The 18,102-nt window shown below is 35.6% G+C and carries 21 protein-coding genes; 7 read left to right on the top strand and 14 right to left on the bottom strand.

The window, feature by feature from the left end:
- The 4 genes from CHELV3228_RS01380 to CHELV3228_RS01365 form a co-directional block, all read right to left on the bottom strand.
- A complete protein-coding gene (locus tag CHELV3228_RS01380; RefSeq protein WP_082200721.1) occupies nucleotides 1-402 on the bottom strand; it encodes a glycoprotease in 402 nt (133 codons plus the stop codon).
- Between the two features lie 35 nt (nucleotides 403-437).
- On the bottom strand, nucleotides 438-1,322 hold the full coding sequence (gene lpxC, locus CHELV3228_RS01375) for a UDP-3-O-acyl-N-acetylglucosamine deacetylase (protein ID WP_082200720.1): 885 nt from the start codon (nucleotides 1,320-1,322) through the stop codon (nucleotides 438-440).
- The gene (pgp6, locus tag CHELV3228_RS01370; RefSeq protein WP_082199197.1) at nucleotides 1,322-2,692 is read right to left on the bottom strand and encodes a peptidoglycan metallopeptidase Pgp6; all 1,371 of its coding nucleotides are present in this window, start codon (nucleotides 2,690-2,692) and stop codon (nucleotides 1,322-1,324) included. Before pgp6 ends, lpxC begins: the two co-directional genes overlap by 1 nt.
- A 66-nt stretch (nucleotides 2,693-2,758) precedes the next feature.
- Complete coding sequence (locus tag CHELV3228_RS01365; protein WP_082199196.1) at nucleotides 2,759-3,586, bottom strand: prephenate dehydrogenase; 828 nt, start codon at nucleotides 3,584-3,586, stop codon at nucleotides 2,759-2,761.
- Nucleotides 3,587-3,669: 83 nt separating this feature from the next.
- On the opposite strand from CHELV3228_RS01365, the gene bamA reads away from it, so the two are divergent.
- The 7 genes from bamA (at nucleotide 3,670) to sodB (ending at nucleotide 10,159) form a co-directional block, all read left to right on the top strand.
- Entirely contained in the window at nucleotides 3,670-5,886 is a 2,217-nt protein-coding gene (bamA, locus tag CHELV3228_RS01360) for an outer membrane protein assembly factor BamA (RefSeq protein WP_082199195.1), read from the top strand.
- 9 nt (nucleotides 5,887-5,895) lie between these two features.
- The gene (accD, locus tag CHELV3228_RS01355) at nucleotides 5,896-6,738 is read left to right on the top strand and encodes an acetyl-CoA carboxylase, carboxyltransferase subunit beta (protein WP_082199194.1); all 843 of its coding nucleotides are present in this window, start codon (nucleotides 5,896-5,898) and stop codon (nucleotides 6,736-6,738) included.
- Nucleotide 6,739: 1 nt separating this feature from the next.
- On the top strand, nucleotides 6,740-7,189 hold the full coding sequence (locus CHELV3228_RS01350; protein ID WP_082199193.1) for a 23S rRNA (pseudouridine(1915)-N(3))-methyltransferase RlmH: 450 nt from the start codon (nucleotides 6,740-6,742) through the stop codon (nucleotides 7,187-7,189).
- A gap of 8 nt (nucleotides 7,190-7,197) precedes the next feature.
- Nucleotides 7,198-7,551 (top strand): RNA polymerase-binding protein DksA, encoded by a 354-nt coding sequence (dksA, locus tag CHELV3228_RS01345; RefSeq protein ID WP_082199192.1) that lies wholly within the window; start codon nucleotides 7,198-7,200, stop codon nucleotides 7,549-7,551.
- Complete coding sequence (locus CHELV3228_RS01340) at nucleotides 7,548-8,531, top strand: hypothetical protein (protein ID WP_082199191.1); 984 nt, start codon at nucleotides 7,548-7,550, stop codon at nucleotides 8,529-8,531. Before dksA ends, CHELV3228_RS01340 begins: the two co-directional genes overlap by 4 nt.
- Complete coding sequence (locus tag CHELV3228_RS01335; protein WP_082199190.1) at nucleotides 8,528-9,445, top strand: tRNA dihydrouridine synthase; 918 nt, start codon at nucleotides 8,528-8,530, stop codon at nucleotides 9,443-9,445. The genes CHELV3228_RS01340 and CHELV3228_RS01335 overlap by 4 nt, the downstream gene beginning before the upstream one ends.
- A gap of 72 nt (nucleotides 9,446-9,517) precedes the next feature.
- Nucleotides 9,518-10,159, top strand: coding sequence for a superoxide dismutase [Fe] (gene sodB, locus CHELV3228_RS01330; protein ID WP_082199189.1), 642 nt, complete (start codon nucleotides 9,518-9,520; stop codon nucleotides 10,157-10,159).
- A 3-nt stretch (nucleotides 10,160-10,162) separates the two neighbouring features.
- Here sodB and hisIE read toward each other — a convergent pair whose 3' ends face one another.
- From hisIE to hisD, 10 genes are read right to left on the bottom strand one after another with little or no spacing between them, the layout of a single operon-like run.
- Entirely contained in the window at nucleotides 10,163-10,786 is a 624-nt protein-coding gene (gene hisIE / locus CHELV3228_RS01325) for a bifunctional phosphoribosyl-AMP cyclohydrolase/phosphoribosyl-ATP diphosphatase HisIE (protein ID WP_082199188.1), read from the bottom strand.
- Nucleotides 10,787-10,789: 3 nt separating this feature from the next.
- The gene (locus CHELV3228_RS01320) at nucleotides 10,790-11,092 is read right to left on the bottom strand and encodes a competence protein TfoX (RefSeq protein ID WP_082199187.1); all 303 of its coding nucleotides are present in this window, start codon (nucleotides 11,090-11,092) and stop codon (nucleotides 10,790-10,792) included.
- Nucleotides 11,092-11,859, bottom strand: a complete 768-nt coding sequence (hisF, locus tag CHELV3228_RS01315) for an imidazole glycerol phosphate synthase subunit HisF (RefSeq protein WP_082199186.1) — start codon at nucleotides 11,857-11,859, stop codon at nucleotides 11,092-11,094. The genes CHELV3228_RS01320 and hisF overlap by 1 nt, the downstream gene beginning before the upstream one ends.
- Complete coding sequence (locus tag CHELV3228_RS01310; protein WP_082199185.1) at nucleotides 11,860-12,819, bottom strand: HTH domain-containing protein; 960 nt, start codon at nucleotides 12,817-12,819, stop codon at nucleotides 11,860-11,862.
- Nucleotides 12,804-13,541 carry a 1-(5-phosphoribosyl)-5-[(5-phosphoribosylamino)methylideneamino]imidazole-4-carboxamide isomerase gene (gene hisA / locus CHELV3228_RS01305; protein ID WP_082199184.1) on the bottom strand — a complete coding sequence of 246 codons (738 nt, stop codon included), beginning with the start codon at nucleotides 13,539-13,541 and terminating at the stop codon, nucleotides 12,804-12,806. Before hisA ends, CHELV3228_RS01310 begins: the two co-directional genes overlap by 16 nt.
- Nucleotides 13,538-14,125, bottom strand: coding sequence for an imidazole glycerol phosphate synthase subunit HisH (gene hisH, locus CHELV3228_RS01300; protein WP_082199183.1), 588 nt, complete (start codon nucleotides 14,123-14,125; stop codon nucleotides 13,538-13,540). The genes hisA and hisH overlap by 4 nt, the downstream gene beginning before the upstream one ends.
- Nucleotides 14,122-14,892 carry a type II restriction enzyme gene (locus CHELV3228_RS01295; protein WP_082199182.1) on the bottom strand — a complete coding sequence of 257 codons (771 nt, stop codon included), beginning with the start codon at nucleotides 14,890-14,892 and terminating at the stop codon, nucleotides 14,122-14,124. Before CHELV3228_RS01295 ends, hisH begins: the two co-directional genes overlap by 4 nt.
- Entirely contained in the window at nucleotides 14,885-15,760 is an 876-nt protein-coding gene (locus tag CHELV3228_RS01290; protein WP_234981010.1) for a DNA adenine methylase, read from the bottom strand. Before CHELV3228_RS01290 ends, CHELV3228_RS01295 begins: the two co-directional genes overlap by 8 nt.
- Complete coding sequence (gene hisB / locus CHELV3228_RS01285) at nucleotides 15,757-16,815, bottom strand: bifunctional histidinol-phosphatase/imidazoleglycerol-phosphate dehydratase HisB (RefSeq protein WP_082199181.1); 1,059 nt, start codon at nucleotides 16,813-16,815, stop codon at nucleotides 15,757-15,759. The genes CHELV3228_RS01290 and hisB overlap by 4 nt, the downstream gene beginning before the upstream one ends.
- Nucleotides 16,808-18,100, bottom strand: a complete 1,293-nt coding sequence (gene hisD, locus CHELV3228_RS01280; RefSeq protein ID WP_082199180.1) for a histidinol dehydrogenase — start codon at nucleotides 18,098-18,100, stop codon at nucleotides 16,808-16,810. The genes hisB and hisD overlap by 8 nt, the downstream gene beginning before the upstream one ends.
- Between the last annotated feature and the right edge of the window lie 2 nt (nucleotides 18,101-18,102).

Raw genomic sequence — 18,102 nt, 5'->3', positions numbered from 1 at the left:
CTAAATCACATCTAAAAAATAAAAGGGAAGATTATCCTCTTTTAGGCAAACTTGCTTTAGATTTAAAGGCAGAAAAAAATTCCCCTCTATCGCTTGCTCCAAGCAAATTTCGCCCCCTTTATAAACAAAACAAAGATGTTTATTTGCCCTTATGGGTTTAAAATGATTAAGCTCAAAAGCACTCAAGGCAAAAAGGGGAATTTCTTTCACCACACTCAAAGTCTTAAGGCTGATATAAGAAATTTTTATCCCCATATAAGAACCCGGTCCATTTGCATAAATAAGTCTTTCAAATTCGAATTCTCTTAATAAATTTTGTAAAATTTCAGGGATAAATTCACTCGCCTTAGCCTCACTTTGATATTCCTTAATAAGCACATCGTTTTCATAAATTCCAAGCATTATGGGCTTAGAAATAGCATTAAGCAAAAGCGTTTTTATGCAAAAACCTTTTCATAAACTTTTTCGCAAGAGTTTTCAAGCACAACAATTTCATAACTCTCTTTATCTTTTAAAACCTCTTTTGTAAGCAAATGATTTAAATGATGACTTCCAGCATAAGAGGTATAATCACCATAAATTCTATATCCAAGCAAGGTTAAATCTCCAATGGCGTCTAAAATTTTATGACGGACAAATTCATCTTTAAAACGCAGTCCCTCAGGATTTAAAATGCGGTTTTCATCTACAACTATGGTATTTTCAAGACTACCGCCAAGCCCTAAATTCATAGCTCTTAAAGCTTGAACATCTTTTAAAAAACCAAAAGTCCTAGCTCTAGCGATATTTTCTATATAATTTTTCTTGCTAAATTCAAAACAATAACTTTGCTCACCGATTAAGGCATTATTAAATTTAATGGTATAGTTAATTTTAGGCTCTTTTGTTGGACTAAGACGCACAAATTTATCGCCGTCTCGCACCTCAACCACCTTTTTAATCACCATAATCTTTTTTGGCGCGTCAAGCTCTTTCACTCCAGCTTCATCAAGCATCATACAAAAACTAATGCTAGAGCCATCCATTACGGGTGCTTCGTTTGAATTTAGCACGATACGCACATTATCAATCCCATAAGCATTAATCGCACTCATCAAATGCTCAATGGTCGAAATATAGCCCCTATCATCACCTATAACAGTCGCAAGTTGCGTATTTATCACATTTTGCGGCTTTGCCTCATAGCTTACATTTAAATCGCTTCTAAAAAATACTATACCAGAATTTGCCTCTAAAGGCTCTAAGGTAACCTCAATAGGCTCACCCTTATGCAGTCCCACACCTGTGCCGCTTACAGCTTTTGCTAAAGTTAATTGCCTCATCATCTTGTCCCTAATATAACTTTTTTGGCGTCATTAAATACCTTATAAATATTATTTTCCAGCCATTTTCTATCCTGCCATTGCTCTGGTCTTGTTTCAACCCCTTGCACTAACACACCAAAATGCAAATGGTCCCCCAAAGCTAAACCACTCACACCCGTTTTAGCGATAATGCTACCCTTTGCAACATTTTCATCTAAACTCACACTAGAAGACGAGCAATGCCCATAAAGTGTGTAAATTCCAAAGCCGTGATAAAGTATAAGATTAAGCCCATAAATTCCATTTTCACCAGCGAAAACAACTTTACCTGCGTTATTGCTAATAATAGGTGCTTCGCTCGTGCTAGCTAAATCAAGCCCCATATGATAAGAATCGCTCACAAACTGCCCATTATAAGAATAATATCTATGGTCAGCAAAATCAGCCACTTTCGCCGCATTTTTCAAAGGTAAAAATAAATTAACACCAAATTCGCCAAAACTTTCTTCAGGCACGATAGATGTGATTTTATGGATAAGCTCTTCGTTTGAAAGTCTTAAGGTTTCATTGACAAATTTAAATTTTTCAAAACGCGTGAAAGTATTGTTTTTTGGTGCATACATTGAAGCTAAATCTTCTATTTTCCCATCTAAAAATTTATCGCTTAGTTTAATGTTAGAAACGCGGTATTTACGATTTAAAAGATAATATCTTATACGCTCTTTTGCAATATTTCCTGCCGCATCTTTTGCGATAACATAGGCTCTAAATTCCTCATCTTTTGCGTCCCAAGCGATTAAAGCGGCGTAATAATCTTTCTTAAGATAAGGTGTAACCTTAAAAATTCGACCCTTATTTGTCTCTATAAAAAGTTCTTTTAAATTCGCATCCTCAGCCTTAAAAACGACACTTGCTGCTCCTCCTTGCTCTATATTATAAGAATTGCTAATGATATTTAATTTAGGAGCCTCATTGTCAATCATAACTACAACTTTTTTATAGGCTTCATTTCCATTAAAATTCCAAAAACTTGTATCCTTCGCCCAAATTTCTAAAAAATAAGAATTTGTTTTGTCTTTATAGGCTTGTTTAGGAAGATTGATTTGTAAAGAGACTTCTTTATCCTGCTTGATTTTACCATCTGCTAAGATCACTCCTGGGTCATTATCATCTTTTTTAAGAACGATTTTGATGGATTTTACCGCATTTTCTTCATCTTTGACTTTGACTAAAAGTGGGGATTTAAGATTGGTATAAAGTGTATCTTCAACAAAAATTTGCGGAGCATTTTTCTCAAAAATGCTTAAATTTAAAATAAAAAAACTACCCAAAAATAATAAAATAATAATCAAAAGCCACAATAAATTCCTCGTTTTTTTTCTCGCCATCATTTTTCCTAAATATCTAAAGTAATATAGGGAATTTATAGTATTTTTAAATTAATATAAAGTAAATTATAAAATTTCTCTTAAATGATTTGCTTTTTCCATCCATTTTTTAAGCTTATTTTCATCACAATTTTCCAGCATTTTTTTGCAATTTTCTAATTCTTCTTGAAAATGTTCTATGGATGCTAGGATATTTTCTTTATTTTGCGTAAAAATTCCCCCCCACATTAAGGGCGAAGATTTAGCGATACGACACATTCCCTTAAAAGAGGGACCGCCAAGATAAGCGATATTTCTTCTATCTTCTTCACGCATAACATAATTTGCCAAAGAAAAACTAATGGCGTGAGGTAAATGTGAAATTATCGCCGTGTGATGATCGTGTGAAATGCTATCCATAAATACAATACGCATACCAAGATGAGAGAAAATTTCCACCGCTCTTTTTTGGTGTAAATCATCAGCCACTTCACTATCGCAAAGCACACAAACAGCGTCCTTATAAAGCTCCTTAAAAGCGGCTTTTGGTCCGCTATTTTCCGTCCCTGCCATAGGATGTGCGAAAATAGTTTGCTTGATTAAAGTAGTGGGTAAACTCTCCACTATCTTTCTTTTTGTGCTACCAAGTTCTATAATGGTCGTTGTTTTTGGCAATTCTTTTAAATTTTGTAAAATTTCTATAATGGCATTAACAGGCGTAGCGATGAAAATAATATCACATTTTCTAAGCGCATCAAAGCTAATTAACTCGTGGATTAATCCCAAATTTAAAGCATCTTTAGCATTTTGTGCGTCTAAATCTAACCCATAAACACTACTAATAAGCTTATTTTCTTTTAGGCAAAGTCCTAAAGAACCTCCCATTAGCCCAAGCCCTATAATCGCTACTTTCATTTACTTTCCCTAACCGCTTTAAAAGTTGTTAAATTTTTTCTGCTATTATACACAATTTTTAATCACAAACTAGGTAAAATAATATGAAAAAACTCATCGGTATTTGTGCATTAGCTCCCTTTTTAAATGCGGCAAATATAAAAGATATACAATTTAGTGGGCTTTATCACCTTTCTAATGAAACAGCATTAAATCTCACAGGACTTAAAATAGGCGAAGAATTAAATGAAGCAAGAATTAATACAGCTATTTTAAATCTTTACAAACAAAACTACTTTCAAAATATCATCGTTGAAGAAAATAACGGAATTTTGACCTTTAAGCTTAAAGAAAAACCAAGCGTTGCTAAAGTTACTATCACAGGTATCGCCTCAAATGATAGAAAGCACCTTGATGCTCTTTTGGGAATTAAAAGAGGCACTTTACTCGACGAGACCTCGTTAAAAGAGGCAAAAGAAAGAATTAAAGGCTATTATGAGGCAAAAAGTTATTTTGATACCGTGGTTGAAGTTAAGCAAAAAAAGCTAGAAAATTCGGATAGCTTGGAGCTTGAATTTATCGTAAATCGCGGTGAAAATATCATCATCGACAAAGTTCATCTTAGTGGAGGAAAAGAGCTTTCTTATTCTGATATTGAACCCGCTGTTACAAATAAAGAGCGAGAATTTATGGGCTGGATGTGGGGCAGGAATGATGGCAAACTTAAAGTCTTTGAGCTTGGAAATGATAGTGCAAGAATTAGCGATGAGTATATGAAAGAAGGGTTTTTAGATGTGCAAGTTTCCTCACCCTTTCTTAAAACATATACAGATTCTTATAGGGCGGATTTGACTTATTTTATTAAAGAGGGTGAACCTTATAAAATCGTTGATATACAAATTAAAAATCCTCTTTTTAGCGATGAAGAAAATCAAGAAATTTTAGAAGAATTAGAATCGCAAGTTAAAGATATTATCAACATAGAAGATGTAAGAAAAGACCTTAAAACCATAGAAACCAAAAGTGCAGATTTAGGCTATGCTTTCGTTCAAGTCTTTCCAGATATACAAAAAAATAGCGAAACACACGAAGCAAGCATAAGCTTTCAGGTCGTGCCAAATGAAAAGGTCTATATAAGAAATGTTATTATTTCCGGAAATTCACGCACCGTTGATAGGGTTGTGCGTAGAGAACTTTTCCTCACGGAAGGAAATCTTTACCATAGAACCGACTTAAAAGAATCTATCAACGCACTAAGGAGAACTTCTTATTTTGAAAGCGTTGAAATCAAAGAAGAAAGGGTTGATGAAACGCATATTGACTTGATAGTCGAAGTTAAAGAGGCTGCTACGGGTGCAATTTCTGGTGGTATCGGTTATAGCTCAAGCGATGGTTTGCTTCTTAATGCTTCGCTTTCGGATAGTAATATTTTTGGTTCAGGCATTAAAAGTTCAGTTAGCATAGATAAAAGTGATGAAACGCTTTCAGGCAGAATTAATATAACCAATCCAAGAATAGCCGATAGCGAATATAGTCTCGGCGGTTCACTTTATTCAAATGATTATGAGTGGGACGAATATTCCGAGCAAAACTACGGCTTTGATATCACGCTTGGTAGGCAATTTTGGCGTTATTTCAACGCAAGTGTAACCTACAATTTAGAACAAAGTGATATTTATTATCTAAGCCCAACACTACTAAGAACAGGTTATCAATTAGGAGAAAGTATTAAAAGCTCCATTTCTCCGGCAATAAGCTTTAATAATACAGATGATTTTTATTTGCCACGCTCAGGTATCATTGCCTCTTCAGCCCTTGAATTCGCAGGGGTTGGAGGCGACCAACAATTTCTATACTCAAAAACAAGTTTTAATTTTTATCAAGGTTTAGAAGATTATATCGGCTACGATTTAATTTATCGCTATAAAGCCAATTTTTATAAAGTTTGGGACCAAGGCTATTTACCAATCAACCAGCGCGTTTATCTAGGGGGTATGCGTTCCATACGCGGTTTTGAAAATCGCACCGTAAGCCCTAGAAACGAATGGGGTGATGAAGTAGGGGGAACCATAGCCTTTGCAAATTCCTTTGAGCTTAGCTTCCCGCTTATTGATAGAATTAAATTACGCGGAAGCGTATTTTTCGATTATGGTGCCATAGGTAAAACGCAAATTGACGATATGCAAAGAATGAGCACGGGCTTTGGCATAGAGTGGATTACACCTATAGGTCCTTTGCAAGTCGTTTTTGCCAAACCACTTAATGATAAACCGGGTGATGATACTAGCACTTTTGAGTTTAGTCTCGGAACAAGATTTTAAAGGCTGAAGATGAATTTTATTGACATATTTTCAAAGATTAGAAAAAAACAATCAAGCCCCAACGAAGCACCAAATCACTGGGTAAAATGCCCAAGTTGCCACGCTTTGATGTATTACAAAGAAGTGGAAAGCTGCTTTGATGTTTGTCCTAAATGCTCTTTTCATATGAGAATTTCAGCTTTAAAACGCATAGAGCTTTTAAGTGATACTGGAAGTTTTGTAGAATTTGATAAAGATTTAGAAGCAATCGACCCTTTAAAATTTGTCGATAGCAAATCCTACAAAAAGCGTTTGAGTGAGGGGGAAAATAAAACAGGTAGAAAAAGTGCTGTGATAAGTGGCGAATGCACTATCAACAGCTTAAAAGCTCAACTTGTAGTTTTTGATTTTTCTTTCATAGGGGGAAGTCTTGGTTCTGTGGAGGGTGAAAAAATCGTGCGCGCAGTGCAAAGAGCCATTAGTGCAAAAAGTGGCTTAATCATCGTTAGCACAAGTGGGGGCGCAAGAATGCAAGAAAGCACCTATTCTTTAATGCAAATGAGTAAAACTAGTGCTGCCATAAAACTTCTTAGCAAGGAAAAACTACCATACATAAGCATTTTAACTGACCCTACTATGGGTGGGGTATCAGCTTCCTTTGCTTGGCTTGGGGATTTAATTATAGCCGAGCCGGGTGCATTAGTTGGCTTTGCGGGAGCAAGAGTTATAAAGCAAACCATAGGAGCAGATTTACCTGAGGGCTTTCAAAGGGCTGAGTTTTTACTTGAACACGGACTCATTGACAACATAGTAGAAAGAGCCGCTCAAAAGCAATTTGTCAGCGATGCTTTGAAATTTTTTAGCGGAAAATAATTTGCAACTTGGCATTTTTTATTTGCAAAAAAGTGAAGATTTGGCACATTTGAGTGAAAAATATGCCAAGCTCATCTCTAAATATGCCACTTTAAAAGAACACAATCTTTTTGATAAAAAAGTAGCAAAAGCTCAAATTCAAGGAGTTCAAAACGCACAAAAAAGCTATGAAGAAGCCTTTTTACCTCACAAAAAAGGTTTTTGTGTGCTGTTAGATGAAAGAGGGACGGAGCTTAATAGCATTGAATTTGCAAAACTGATAGAAAATAAAAATGAACTTAATTTTTTCATAGGTGGCGCTTATGGTTTTAGACGCGAAATGCTTGATAAATTCGACTTTAATCTCGCTCTTAGTCGCCTAACCTTAGCACATCATTTTGTTAAAATTTTATTATTAGAGCAAATTTATAGAGCCTTTTGCATCAATCATAACCACCCATATCACAAATAGGAGTTTTAATGAAAACAAGCGATTTAAAATTTTTTGAAAATTTCTTGCAAGAACGCAAAAAAGTTATACTAGAAAACCTACAAATCAACTCAAAGGAAATTGAAGCCTTACACAACTCAGCACCAAGCGATAGCGTCGATTTTTCAACCATAGAAATCGACTCGCAAATCGACTTTACCATCAGTGCAAATTTAAAACAAGAATTAAAAGAAATAGAAGAATCTCTTAGAAAAATTCAACATAAAAATTATGGCATTTGTGAGTCTTGTGATGAATTTATCGATATAGAACGCCTCAAAGTCAAGCCTCACGCAAGGTATTGCATTGCCTGTAGAGAAATCGCAGAAAAAGGAATGTTATGAAAATTCGACTTTTTATTTTGGCAAGTTTGATTTATATCGCACTAATCATAGCTTTTATGTTTTATTTAGATTTGGGCTATTATGAGCTTGTTTTAGGTACTTTTACCTTAAATTTGCCTATTATGCTTTGGCTGGTTGCACCTTTGGCATTTTATTTTATCTTGGCATTATTTCACATCAGTTTTTATGGTTTTCTAAGATATTTAAAATTCAAGCATTTCTTTAAAGATGCGGCAAAATTTCAAGATTTTACTAAGGATTTGCTTTTAGAAAGAGAAAGTAAAATTTCTTTTCATACTAAAGAATTTAAACAAGTTGGTGAGCTTTGCAAAAGTTTAAAACAAGGGTTAAAAAGTGCAGATTTTAATCAAATTAATGATATTTTAGATATGCTTGAAGCCCTTAAAAAAGGGGAGTTTCAAAACCTCAACAAATTTAAGCTTGATAAAAATAATATTCTTGTTTTGCAAAATGAAAAAAATCGCATTAAAAACGAGCTAGATTATGCTTATTCTAAGCTTAAAAATTTAAGTGAATTAGACACAGAAACCCAAGATTTAGCCTTTGAAATGGTGCTTAAAAAAGGCACTTACGAACAAATTAAAAATTTAAAAATCACAAAAACAAACGAGCAAATTTTAAGTCTTATCAAGCGTTTTAAAGAGGGAAATTTAGAGCTTAATTTAGCCGAATTTGAAGTCTTGATAGAAAAAGCAAATTTCAGTGAAAGCGAGTATTTAGCCGTTGCAAAAATGTGCATCAAGCACTTTAATCCAGACGCAATTATTAATATTTTCTTAAAAATTAAAAACACTAAAAGTGAAGCCACAAGAGCCTATTTATATTTATTAGCCGAATTTTCTATGTTTGAAGAATTAGAAAATCAAATTAGAAATAAAGAAGAATTTACAGACTTTAAAGCCTTGCTTGTTTTAAGAGAAAAAAATATCAAGCTTGATTTAAATCGCATTATCTTATGATAAATTTTAACGCAAAACCTCTTTTTTTAGCACCTATGGCGGGTTTTACAGACCCTCCTTTTCGTAGTGTAGTGAAGCAATTTGGTGCTGATGTTACTATCAGCGAAATGATAAGCTCAAATGCCTTAGTTTATGAAAGCACGAAAAGTCTCAAAATGCTTGAAAAAACACCATTTGAAAAACCCTACATCGTGCAAATTGCCGGAGGGGATGAAGAAATTCTTAAAAAAGCAGTTTTAATGCTAAATGAGCTTGACTTCATCGATGGCATTGATTTTAATTGCGGTTGCCCTGTCAATAAAGTCGTAAAACAATGTGCTGGTAGTGCCTTACTTGAAAATTTAGAGCTTTTTAAAAAACTTGTTGGAATCATCAAAACATATAATAAAAAAAGCCTAACGAGTGTAAAATTTCGACTTGGTTTTAACGAAAAATATCCAGAAAAAATGGCACAAATTTGTGAAGAGCTTGGGGTGGATTTCATTAGCATACACGGACGCACAAGAAAGCAGCTTTATAGCGGAAAAGCAGATTATCACTCCATAGCCAAAGCTAAGCAAAGTGTTAAAATTCCAGTCATTGCTAATGGCGACATTAACGCACAAAATGCAGAAGAAGTTTTTAAAATCACTGCTTGTGAGGGCTTGATGATAGGTAGAGCTAGCGTGGGAAATCCTTGGATTTTTTACGAGATTAAAGAGGGTAAAAGCGTAGATGAGGCACTCAAAAAACGCATTATCTTAACGCATTTTGAGGAAATGATGAAGCACTATAAGGCTATGGGGGTAAGCATTTTTCGTAAGCATTTGCACGAATATTCTAAAGGGCATAAAGACGCTTCGGCTTTTAGAGATATGATAAACCGCATTGATGATGAGGCTTTAATGCGAACAAAAATAGAGGAATTTTTTTAAATCAAAAGAGTGTTTTACTCTTTTTTAACGAATTTTTGTTAAAATCTCTCATCAAACTTTAAAGGAGAAACGATGTTTGAATTAAGAAAATTACCTTACAATACTAATGCTTTTGGTGATTTTTTAAGTGCTGAAACCTTTAGCTATCATCACGGCAAACACCACCAAACTTATGTCAATAATCTTAACAATCTTATCCAAAATACCGAATTTGCTGGGAAAGATTTAGTAAGCATTATCAAAAACTCAAGCGGTGGAATTTTTAATAATGCAGCTCAAGTTTATAATCACGATTTTTATTTTGATTGCATTAGTCCTAGTCAAAGCACCTGTGAATGTCCAAATTTAAAAGCAGCTTTAGAAAAAAATTTTGGCTCATTAGAAAGCTTTAAAGACGAATTTATTAAAGGTGCGACAGGGGTTTTTGGCTCGGGTTGGTTTTGGCTTGTTTTAGATTCTAAAACGCAAAAACTTGAATTTGTAGGCACTTCAAACGCTGCTACGCCGATTTGTGATGATAAAATTCCTCTTTTAGTTGTCGATGTATGGGAGCATGCTTATTATGTCGATCATAGAAATGCTAGACCTGCATATTTGGAGAAATTTTACGCTCATATTAACTGGGCTTTTGTCGCTAAGGCTTATGAGTGGGCTTTGAAAGAAGGTATGAATTCCGTTAGCTTCTACGCAAACGAACTCCACCCTACAAAATGAGGCTTAGCCCTCATTTCTCTCTTTAAGCTTAGTGATAACTTCATTTAAGCTTAAGTTTCTATCACTCAACAAAACGCTAAGATGAAATAATAAATCAGCCGCCTCGCAGATAAGCTCTTCTTTGTCTCCAGCCACTGCCGCAAGAGCTGTTTCAACGCCCTCTTCACCAACTTTTTGTGCGATTCTTTTTGTGCCACTTTTAAATAAACTTGCCGTGTAAGAACTAACCTCATCAGCAAATTTTCTAGCATTTATCAAACGCAAAAGCCTTGAAAGGAAAACAAAATCCGCTCTTTTAGAAACTTCTTCAAAACAAGAAATATCGCCACTATGACAAGTGGCTCCAGCAGGATTAGCTAAAATCAAAATGCTGTCTTTATCGCAGTCAAGCCCCAAATCCACAATGTTTAAAAAATTTCCACTTTCCTCGCCCTTAAGCCACAAACGCTTTTTTGTGCGTGAGTAAAACACGACCTTACCTTCTTCTAAGCTCTTCCTTAACGCTTCTTCATTCATAAAGCCTAGCATTAAAACCTCGCTTGTGCGAAAATCCTGCACAATAACAGGCACTAAACCGCCCACTTTTTCCCAATCAAGCTCACCAACCAAGTCTTCAAATTTTTTCATCTTTTATCCTTTCAGCACTTTTTTTAAAATTTCTTCTAGTAAAACTAAATTTTCAAAATCCACCACATACCATTCTTTTGCTTTTTCAAAGGGCTTATCTTTCTCATCTAAAAGCCCCTTAAGCTTATCATAGCATTTTATAAAAAGCCTTTCATCACAGAGTAAAAACAAAGGCTTTCTTTCTGCACCCAAATGCACATAAATGCAGTAATCACCAAACATTTTTCTTGCGCTAAACTCAAAACCCAAATTTGTATTTTCAAGGCACTCTAGCACGAAATTTTTAAAATCTTCACTTGTCGCCATCAAAGCCTCACACTTACGCCCTTTTCTTTCAAAAAGCTTTTTAAATCCTTAATATCAATCAGCCTTTGATGAAACACAGAAGCCGCTAAAGCCCCATCAACGCCAAGCTCAAAAGCTTCTAAAAAATGCCCCATCTCTCCCGCACCGCCACTTGCGATTAAAGGCACGGAGCAAATTTCACGCACCGCTTTTAACTGCTCTAAATCATAGCCCTTTTTAACGCCGTCTTGATTCATCATATTAAGCACGATTTCCCCAGCCCCAAGCTCCACCGCCTCCTTAATCCACTCTAGCGTATTTTTACCGCTATGCTGACTTTTACTCTCATCGCCTGTGTATTTAAAAACCTTTAAATTTCCATTTTCATCTTTAAAACTATCCACACCCACCACAACGCACTGCGTGCCAAAGCTTTTAGCCAAACGCGTGATAAGACTAGGGTCATTTAAGGCGGGAGAATTAATTGAAATCTTATCCGCCCCACTGGCTAAAAGCTCTCTTGCGTCTTCTTCGCTCTTAACACCCCCAGCCACACAAAAGGGAATATTAATGCTTTTTGCCACCTTACTCACCCACTCACGGCTCACCCTTTGCTTTTTCGCACTTGCAGCTATGTCGTAAAACACAAGCTCATCAATGCCATTTTGCGAGTAAAATTTCGCAAACTCGACAATATCTCCCATATCTTTATGGTTTTTAAACTGCACTCCCTTTACAACCCTGCCGTCTTTAACATCTAAACAAGCAATAATGCGTTTTGTTAGCATCTATCCCTCCAAAATATGCTTTTCTTTAAGGTATTTTGCCATTTCCTCATCGCTTTTAATCTTATCAAAACTTGATTGAATTTTGATATTATTACCAACCTTAATTTGCTTATTAATATCCCCGATAAATTCTTTAAAGTCCTCATTTTTATCCACAAGCATATCGATAGTTTGCATATCTAAAGCTTTTTCTTTTGCACTTAAGACAATTTTAGAATTTGAAAATTCGCTGCCATCAAGCTGTATTACACCTATACCAAAGCTTTGATTAAGCCGTCTAAGCTCACTTAAAACCTCATCATCAATCTCTTTTAAAACAACCAAATAACCCTCATTTGCCCAGCTAGAATTACTTACGGCTTGAAAATAATACTCTTTCAAATTTGAAAAATTAATCGCGATTTTAAGCTCAAAAGAAAAGATTTTATAGCTATTGAGTTTCAAACTTTCTAAAAGCCCTAAAGTTTCATTTTGATAATCATCATAAGGAAAATACACCCCCACAATATCAGGGTAATTCCACTTATCCTTGCCACTCTCGCTTTTCTTGCTTTTCTCGTGATAAATGGTCTTGGAATTTAAGCGAAAATCAAGATTTTCATAAAGAAATTTCACAAGCAAGGGGTGCAAATCCCTTTCATTAAATTTAGTTTTTTCAAGTTTCACTTCTTTTTCTTCGCTTAAGTTTAAATTTATAAGCTCATTTTGTCTTGCTCTTAGCCAAAATGTCGTAGGTTGCTGAGAAACCCTAATAAACAAAGAATTTTCACGCTTTTCTCTTATGTCTGTATTTATGATATTTCTTAAAGTAGCAATAGGATTTTGTCCTATACTAAAAAGTTTTTTATGTAAATTTTTTTCATAAGCTTTTTGCCAAATTTCATTGACACTTAAGGGTTTTTGATTTTGCTTTAAAACCTCTTTGGCAAGTTCTTTATAAATCATTAATTGGTCAAACATCTTATCCCCTCCTCCACGCTAAAAATCCCCTCCAGCAAAGCCTTACCCACGATGACACCACCGCAAAGCCCCTTTAATTTTTTTAAATCCTCAAGTCCTGCCACGCCTCCACTTGCTTGAATATGAATTTGAGGGTAGTTTAAAGCAATTTGCTCGTAAAGCCCCACATTCACCCCGCTTAGCGTGCCGTCCTTTGAAATATCCGTGCATAAAATGTGCTTTAAACCCTCTTTTGCATAGAACTCAAGCACTTCAAAAAGCCTTTTCTCACTCGTATCCTGCCAAGCGTTTAAAGCGATGAAAAAGTCCTTTTTTGTAGGCTTTACATCAAGTGCAAGACAAATTTTTTCCGCTCCAAATTCACGCAAAAGCTCCACGCAAAGCTTAGGATTTGTAAGGGCTAAAGAGCCGACTACCACGCGGCTTGCTCCACTTTCAAGCAAAGCTTTAATCTCATCTTTCGTGCGGATGCCTCCGCCTACTTGCAAATTTACACTCACATTAGATGCAAGAGTTTTAATTAGCTCAAACTGCCTTTTGCTAGGCTCTTTCGCCCCACTCAAATCGACTAAATGAAGCCATTTTGCCCCCGCTCTCTCATACTCTTTTAACTTTTTTAAAGGCTTAAAATCGTAGCTTTGCTTACTCTCATACGCTCCCTTAACAAGCCTTACAACCTCCCCATCAATCAAATCAATCGCTGGTATCAGCTCACTTTTCATCTATTCTCCTGTATAAAATTTTTAAGCAAAAGCTCCCCCGCCTCGCCACTTCTTTCAGGGTGAAACTGCACACCGTAAAAATTACCCTTTTTCAAAGCCGCACTAAAAGGCTTAGAATACTCGCAAGTGGCTATGGTGTGTGCGTTTAAATCCACGCAAAAACTATGTACGAAGTAAAAATACGCCCCATTTAAACCCTTAAAAAGCACATCCTCACTTTTCACATCATTCCAACCCATATGAGGCAAAGAAAAGCCCTTTTTTTCTTCAAATTTCAAAGTCTTAAAAGGCATAATGCCAAGCGTTTTTTGCTCCAGCTCCTTGCTAAATTCGCCTAAAATTTGCATACCCAAACAAATACCAAGAAGGGGCTTTTGGGTCGTTTTGATAAATTCTATCAGTTTAAAATTTTCTAAATTTCGCATCGCCGTAGCCGCCGTGCCAACGCCCGGTAAAAAAAGCTTATCCGCCTTCTCAAGCTCTTTAATCTCCCTTGAAACCTCTGCTTTGTAGCCCAGCCTTTCAAGACTAAATTTCAAACTCGCCAAATTCGCACAAGCCGTATCAATGATGTAAAGTTTCATAATATACCTTTGTTTATGATAAATTTTGCGCTGCGTTTAAGCTCAATGCTATTATAATTTTTTATATCATTGAAAATAAATTCCCATATTAAAAATTCATCACTTCTTTTTTCAAAAAAGAGAGTTGTAATTTCTTTTTGCGTGTGAATGCTCCACTGCCTTAGAGGATAATAAAGCTGTCTAATAATGACATTTTGCGTCAAATTATTTTTAGCTTCCACTAAAACGATTTTTTCTCTACCCTCGAAACCACTATCCACTTCAGTTTGCACGGACTTAATCTTGATATTTTGATAAAGCTTAGTATTAAAATCAAATTCTGGTGTGTATTTGCGTCCCCTTATGACAAGACTTTCATCTTGCATAAAGGTGCGGATAAGACTTGAAGCATAAGCAAAATCTAAATGTTGCATTTCAGAATCACCCACACTCACACTTTTAAGTTCAAAATCTAGCTTACTTTTATAAGAAATGGCTTTCGTTTCTATGTTTGGTATATCTACATAACCATCACCTTTACAAAGGATATATTCGCCATTTTTAATCGGCAAAATAAATAAATCATTGTCTATAAAAACCTGCGGTCTATCCTCTCTACTATCTTGCTTACATAAAACACGCACTTCTTTTTGTGAAGTTTTTTGAAAATCCTTAACGCATAGTTTAATTTGCTCAGCACTCAAATAAAACGGTTCTTTTTTAAAATCGTGTTTAAAAATTTTTAAATCTTCATAAATTTTTTGCCAACTTTCATTATTTTTACTCATAATTTCCCTTAATCAAAAGTTCAGTGATTTCACCTCGTCTTTCACCCTTACAATTAATCGCTCTTTTTGCTTTAAGCTCTATGATTTCAAAACCTTTATAAAGCTCCCTAATAAAAGGGGTATTAGAATTACTTTGTAATACCTTAACGCCTTTAGAATCTAATTCTTTAAAAAGCTTTGCTAGTCGTATTTGCTCTTGTTCTAAAAATACATCCGTATAGCTTACAAAGCTTGAAGTCTTATTTAAAGGATAATAAGGTGGGTCAAAATAGATAAAATCATTTTTCTTTGCCCAGCCGCAAATTCTTTCAAAATCATTATCACAAATTTGTGTATTTTGCAAAGCTAAAGAGGCGTTTAAAAGCACTTCTTTTTCATAAATTTTAGGATTTTTATAGCTCCCTAAAGGAGTGTTAAACTCGCCCTTAGCATTATAACGACACAAGCCATTAAAACAAGTTTTATTAAGATAGATAAATCTAGCCGCTCTAAAAGTGCTATCCTCATTTACAAATTCTTTATTTCTATCTAAATTTCTTATAGTATAAAAATGCTCTTTGTTGTGATTTCTTTGAAAATTTTCTAAGATTTTTAAAAGCTCACTAAGATGATTTTGTAAGATTTTGTAGGTATTGATAAGCTCTTTATTTTTATCATTAAGAATTACATTATCTTTTAAAAATCCTTTTTGATAAAGAGTGAAAAATAAAGCCCCACCTCCCAAAAAAGGCTCAAAATAAGCTTTAAAATATTTTGGCACAAAAGGCATTATAAAAGCACTCAAAGCCCTTTTACCTCCAGCCCACTTAAGAAAGGGTTTGATTTGCATAGGTTTGTTTTCTACAAAATCTAAATTTAAACTTTTCACATCACCCCTTTAGAGCTTGCCAAATTCTCACTTTCTATCTTAATCGCCATTTTAAGAGCTTTAGCAAAGGCTTTAAAAAGCGCCTCGCATTTGTGATGGTCGTTTTTGCCCTTAACCCTTAAATGCAAACTCACCCCCAAAGCATAGCTTAAAGAGTAGAAAAAATGCTCTATCAGCTCTGTGCTTAACTCGCCTAATTTTTGCTTTTTAAATTTAGCCTTAAATTTGAGATGAGGGCGATTGCAAAAATCTAGCGCACAAAATGCCAAACTCTCATCCATAGGCAAAACAAAGCCATATCTTGCTATGCCTATTTTGTCCCCCAAAGCCTTTTTTAAAGCCTCGCCAAGTGCTAAGGCTATGTCTTCTACGCTATGATGCTCATCGACTTCTAAATCTCCCCTGCAAGAAAGCTCAAGTCCTATGCCACTATGCACGGCGATTTGCTCAAGCATATGGTCTAAAAACGCCACCCCACTATCAATTTTAACTCCGCCACCATTTAACGCCACTTTAACGCTAATATCCGTTTCCTTAGTCTTTCTTTTCACACTTGCACAGCGAAACGAGCTTAAAATTTGCTCCGTTATCTGCTCCCAAGAAAGCTCACCATATCTAAGCCCTCTTACACCCAAATTCTTTGCCAAGTCCATATCGCTTTGCCTATCGCCGATGACAAAACTTTGCTCTTCATCATATAAATGATACTTGATGTAATCCCCTAAAAGAGCGGTTTTAGGCTTCCTACAAGCACAATTTTCTTTTTCAAAATGCGGACAAATGAAAATTTCTTTAAATTCTATCCCACAGCTTTGCAAAATATCAAGCATTTTTTGATGAGGAATTTCAAAATTTTCCTTAGGAAAACTCGCCGTGCCAAGCCCATCTTGATTTGTAATCATCACAAAGCTAAAGCCAAATTTTTTAAGCGTTAAGAGTGCATTAATTGCACCTTTTTCAAACATCAATTTTTCAAGACTATCGACTTGAAAATCCTCTTTTGGCTCACATATGAGTGTGCCATCTCTATCGATAAATAAGATTTTCTCACTCATTTCTTAAAGCCTCTAAACGCAAACTTACCGCATTTTTATGGGCGTGTAGGCACTCAGCTTCCGCCATAAGCTCAACACTTTTAGCCAAATTTTTAAAACCATCAACACTTAATTCTTGCACACTCATCGTTTTCATAAAGTCCATTAAATTTAAACTTGAATGTGTTTTTGTAAGTCCGTAAGTTGGCAAAACGTGATTTGTCCCACTTGCATAATCACCCATAGATTCCGGAGAATACGCCCCCAAAAATACAGAACCGGCGTGCTTAACACCACTTAAAAGCTCTCTTGGATTTTGAGTTTGCAAAATCAAATGCTCAGGTGCATAAGCATTTGAAATTTCAAGAGCCTCATTTAAATCTTTAGCGATAAAAATCTTAGAATGCTCCAAACTTTTTAGGGCAATCTCTTTTCTAGGGAGCTTTTCAAGCTGAATCGTAAGCTCTTCTTGCGTCTTTTTAGCAAATTCTTTGCTTAAACACACTAAAATCACTTGCGAATCGGCTCCGTGTTCAGCTTGTGAAAGCAAATCACTTGCTACAAAAGTAGCATTTGCCGCCTCATCTGCAATGACTAAAACCTCGCTAGGTCCCGCTTGCATATCAATGCTAGCACCCATTATATCGCTACTTACTTGCCTTTTTGCTTCTGTTACAAAGGCATTTCCGGGTCCAAAAATCTTATCCACCTTTAAAACGCTTTGACTCCCATAAGCAAGGGCAGCGATAGCCCCCGCTCCGCCCATTTGATAGACCTCATCAACCCCGCAAAGTCTAGCACAAAAAAGCACGGTGTCGTTGATTTTAGCGGGACTTGCAAGAACGATTTTTTCACATTTTGCAATCTTAGCTGGGATGGCAAGCATTAAAGCCGTAGAAAAAAGAGGGGCTGAACCTGCTGGTATGTATAAGCCCACTTTTTCAATGGGTCGCGTTAAAAGCTCACACCAAACGCCCTTAGAGGTCTCTACTCTCACGCTTTCTTTAAGCTGGGCTTGGTGGAATTTTTTGATATTTTCGCAAGCTGTTTTTATCGCTTCTTTTAAGCTTTCATCAACTCTTTTTGAAGCCTCATTTAATTCTTCATTAGAAATTTTCACGCTAGAAATTTGAGCCTTATCAAATTTCAACGCTTGTTCTACTAAGGCTTCATCGCCTCTTTGTTTTACTTCGCTGATGATATTTTCAACGATGTCCTTAATCTCTTCTTTCACACTCATCACAGGACGCTTAAGAGCCTCGCGTTTTTGCTCTTGGCTTAAATTTTCATAAATTAATACTTGCATTT

Origin of the sequence: Campylobacter helveticus (assembly GCF_002080395.1) — a bacterium.
GTDB classification, from domain to species: domain Bacteria; phylum Campylobacterota; class Campylobacteria; order Campylobacterales; family Campylobacteraceae; genus Campylobacter_D; species Campylobacter_D helveticus.
This window is presented reverse-complemented; position numbering and strand designations above follow the sequence as displayed.

What these genes read in the sequence shown, in the direction of transcription:
- hisIE (WP_082199188.1), bottom strand. Translation starts at nt 10,786, where the DNA reads ATGAAAAAATTTGAAGACTTGGTTGGTGAGCTTGATTGGGAAAAAGTG.
- accD (WP_082199194.1), top strand. Translation starts at nt 5,896, where the DNA reads ATGAATTTTATTGACATATTTTCAAAGATTAGAAAAAAACAATCAAGC.
- CHELV3228_RS01335 (WP_082199190.1), top strand. Translation starts at nt 8,528, where the DNA reads ATGATAAATTTTAACGCAAAACCTCTTTTTTTAGCACCTATGGCGGGT.
- CHELV3228_RS01380 (WP_082200721.1), bottom strand. Translation starts at nt 402, where the DNA reads ATGCTTGGAATTTATGAAAACGATGTGCTTATTAAGGAATATCAAAGT.
- lpxC (WP_082200720.1), bottom strand. Translation starts at nt 1,322, where the DNA reads ATGAGGCAATTAACTTTAGCAAAAGCTGTAAGCGGCACAGGTGTGGGA.
- sodB (WP_082199189.1), top strand. Translation starts at nt 9,518, where the DNA reads ATGTTTGAATTAAGAAAATTACCTTACAATACTAATGCTTTTGGTGAT.
- hisD (WP_082199180.1), bottom strand. Translation starts at nt 18,100, where the DNA reads ATGCAAGTATTAATTTATGAAAATTTAAGCCAAGAGCAAAAACGCGAG.
- bamA (WP_082199195.1), top strand. Translation starts at nt 3,670, where the DNA reads ATGAAAAAACTCATCGGTATTTGTGCATTAGCTCCCTTTTTAAATGCG.
- CHELV3228_RS01340 (WP_082199191.1), top strand. Translation starts at nt 7,548, where the DNA reads ATGAAAATTCGACTTTTTATTTTGGCAAGTTTGATTTATATCGCACTA.
- hisA (WP_082199184.1), bottom strand. Translation starts at nt 13,541, where the DNA reads ATGAAAAGTGAGCTGATACCAGCGATTGATTTGATTGATGGGGAGGTT.
- hisF (WP_082199186.1), bottom strand. Translation starts at nt 11,859, where the DNA reads ATGCTAACAAAACGCATTATTGCTTGTTTAGATGTTAAAGACGGCAGG.
- pgp6 (WP_082199197.1), bottom strand. Translation starts at nt 2,692, where the DNA reads ATGGCGAGAAAAAAAACGAGGAATTTATTGTGGCTTTTGATTATTATT.
- CHELV3228_RS01365 (WP_082199196.1), bottom strand. Translation starts at nt 3,586, where the DNA reads ATGAAAGTAGCGATTATAGGGCTTGGGCTAATGGGAGGTTCTTTAGGA.
- dksA (WP_082199192.1), top strand. Translation starts at nt 7,198, where the DNA reads ATGAAAACAAGCGATTTAAAATTTTTTGAAAATTTCTTGCAAGAACGC.
- hisH (WP_082199183.1), bottom strand. Translation starts at nt 14,125, where the DNA reads ATGAAACTTTACATCATTGATACGGCTTGTGCGAATTTGGCGAGTTTG.
- hisB (WP_082199181.1), bottom strand. Translation starts at nt 16,815, where the DNA reads ATGAGTGAGAAAATCTTATTTATCGATAGAGATGGCACACTCATATGT.
- CHELV3228_RS01295 (WP_082199182.1), bottom strand. Translation starts at nt 14,892, where the DNA reads ATGAGTAAAAATAATGAAAGTTGGCAAAAAATTTATGAAGATTTAAAA.
- CHELV3228_RS01320 (WP_082199187.1), bottom strand. Translation starts at nt 11,092, where the DNA reads ATGGCGACAAGTGAAGATTTTAAAAATTTCGTGCTAGAGTGCCTTGAA.
- CHELV3228_RS01310 (WP_082199185.1), bottom strand. Translation starts at nt 12,819, where the DNA reads ATGTTTGACCAATTAATGATTTATAAAGAACTTGCCAAAGAGGTTTTA.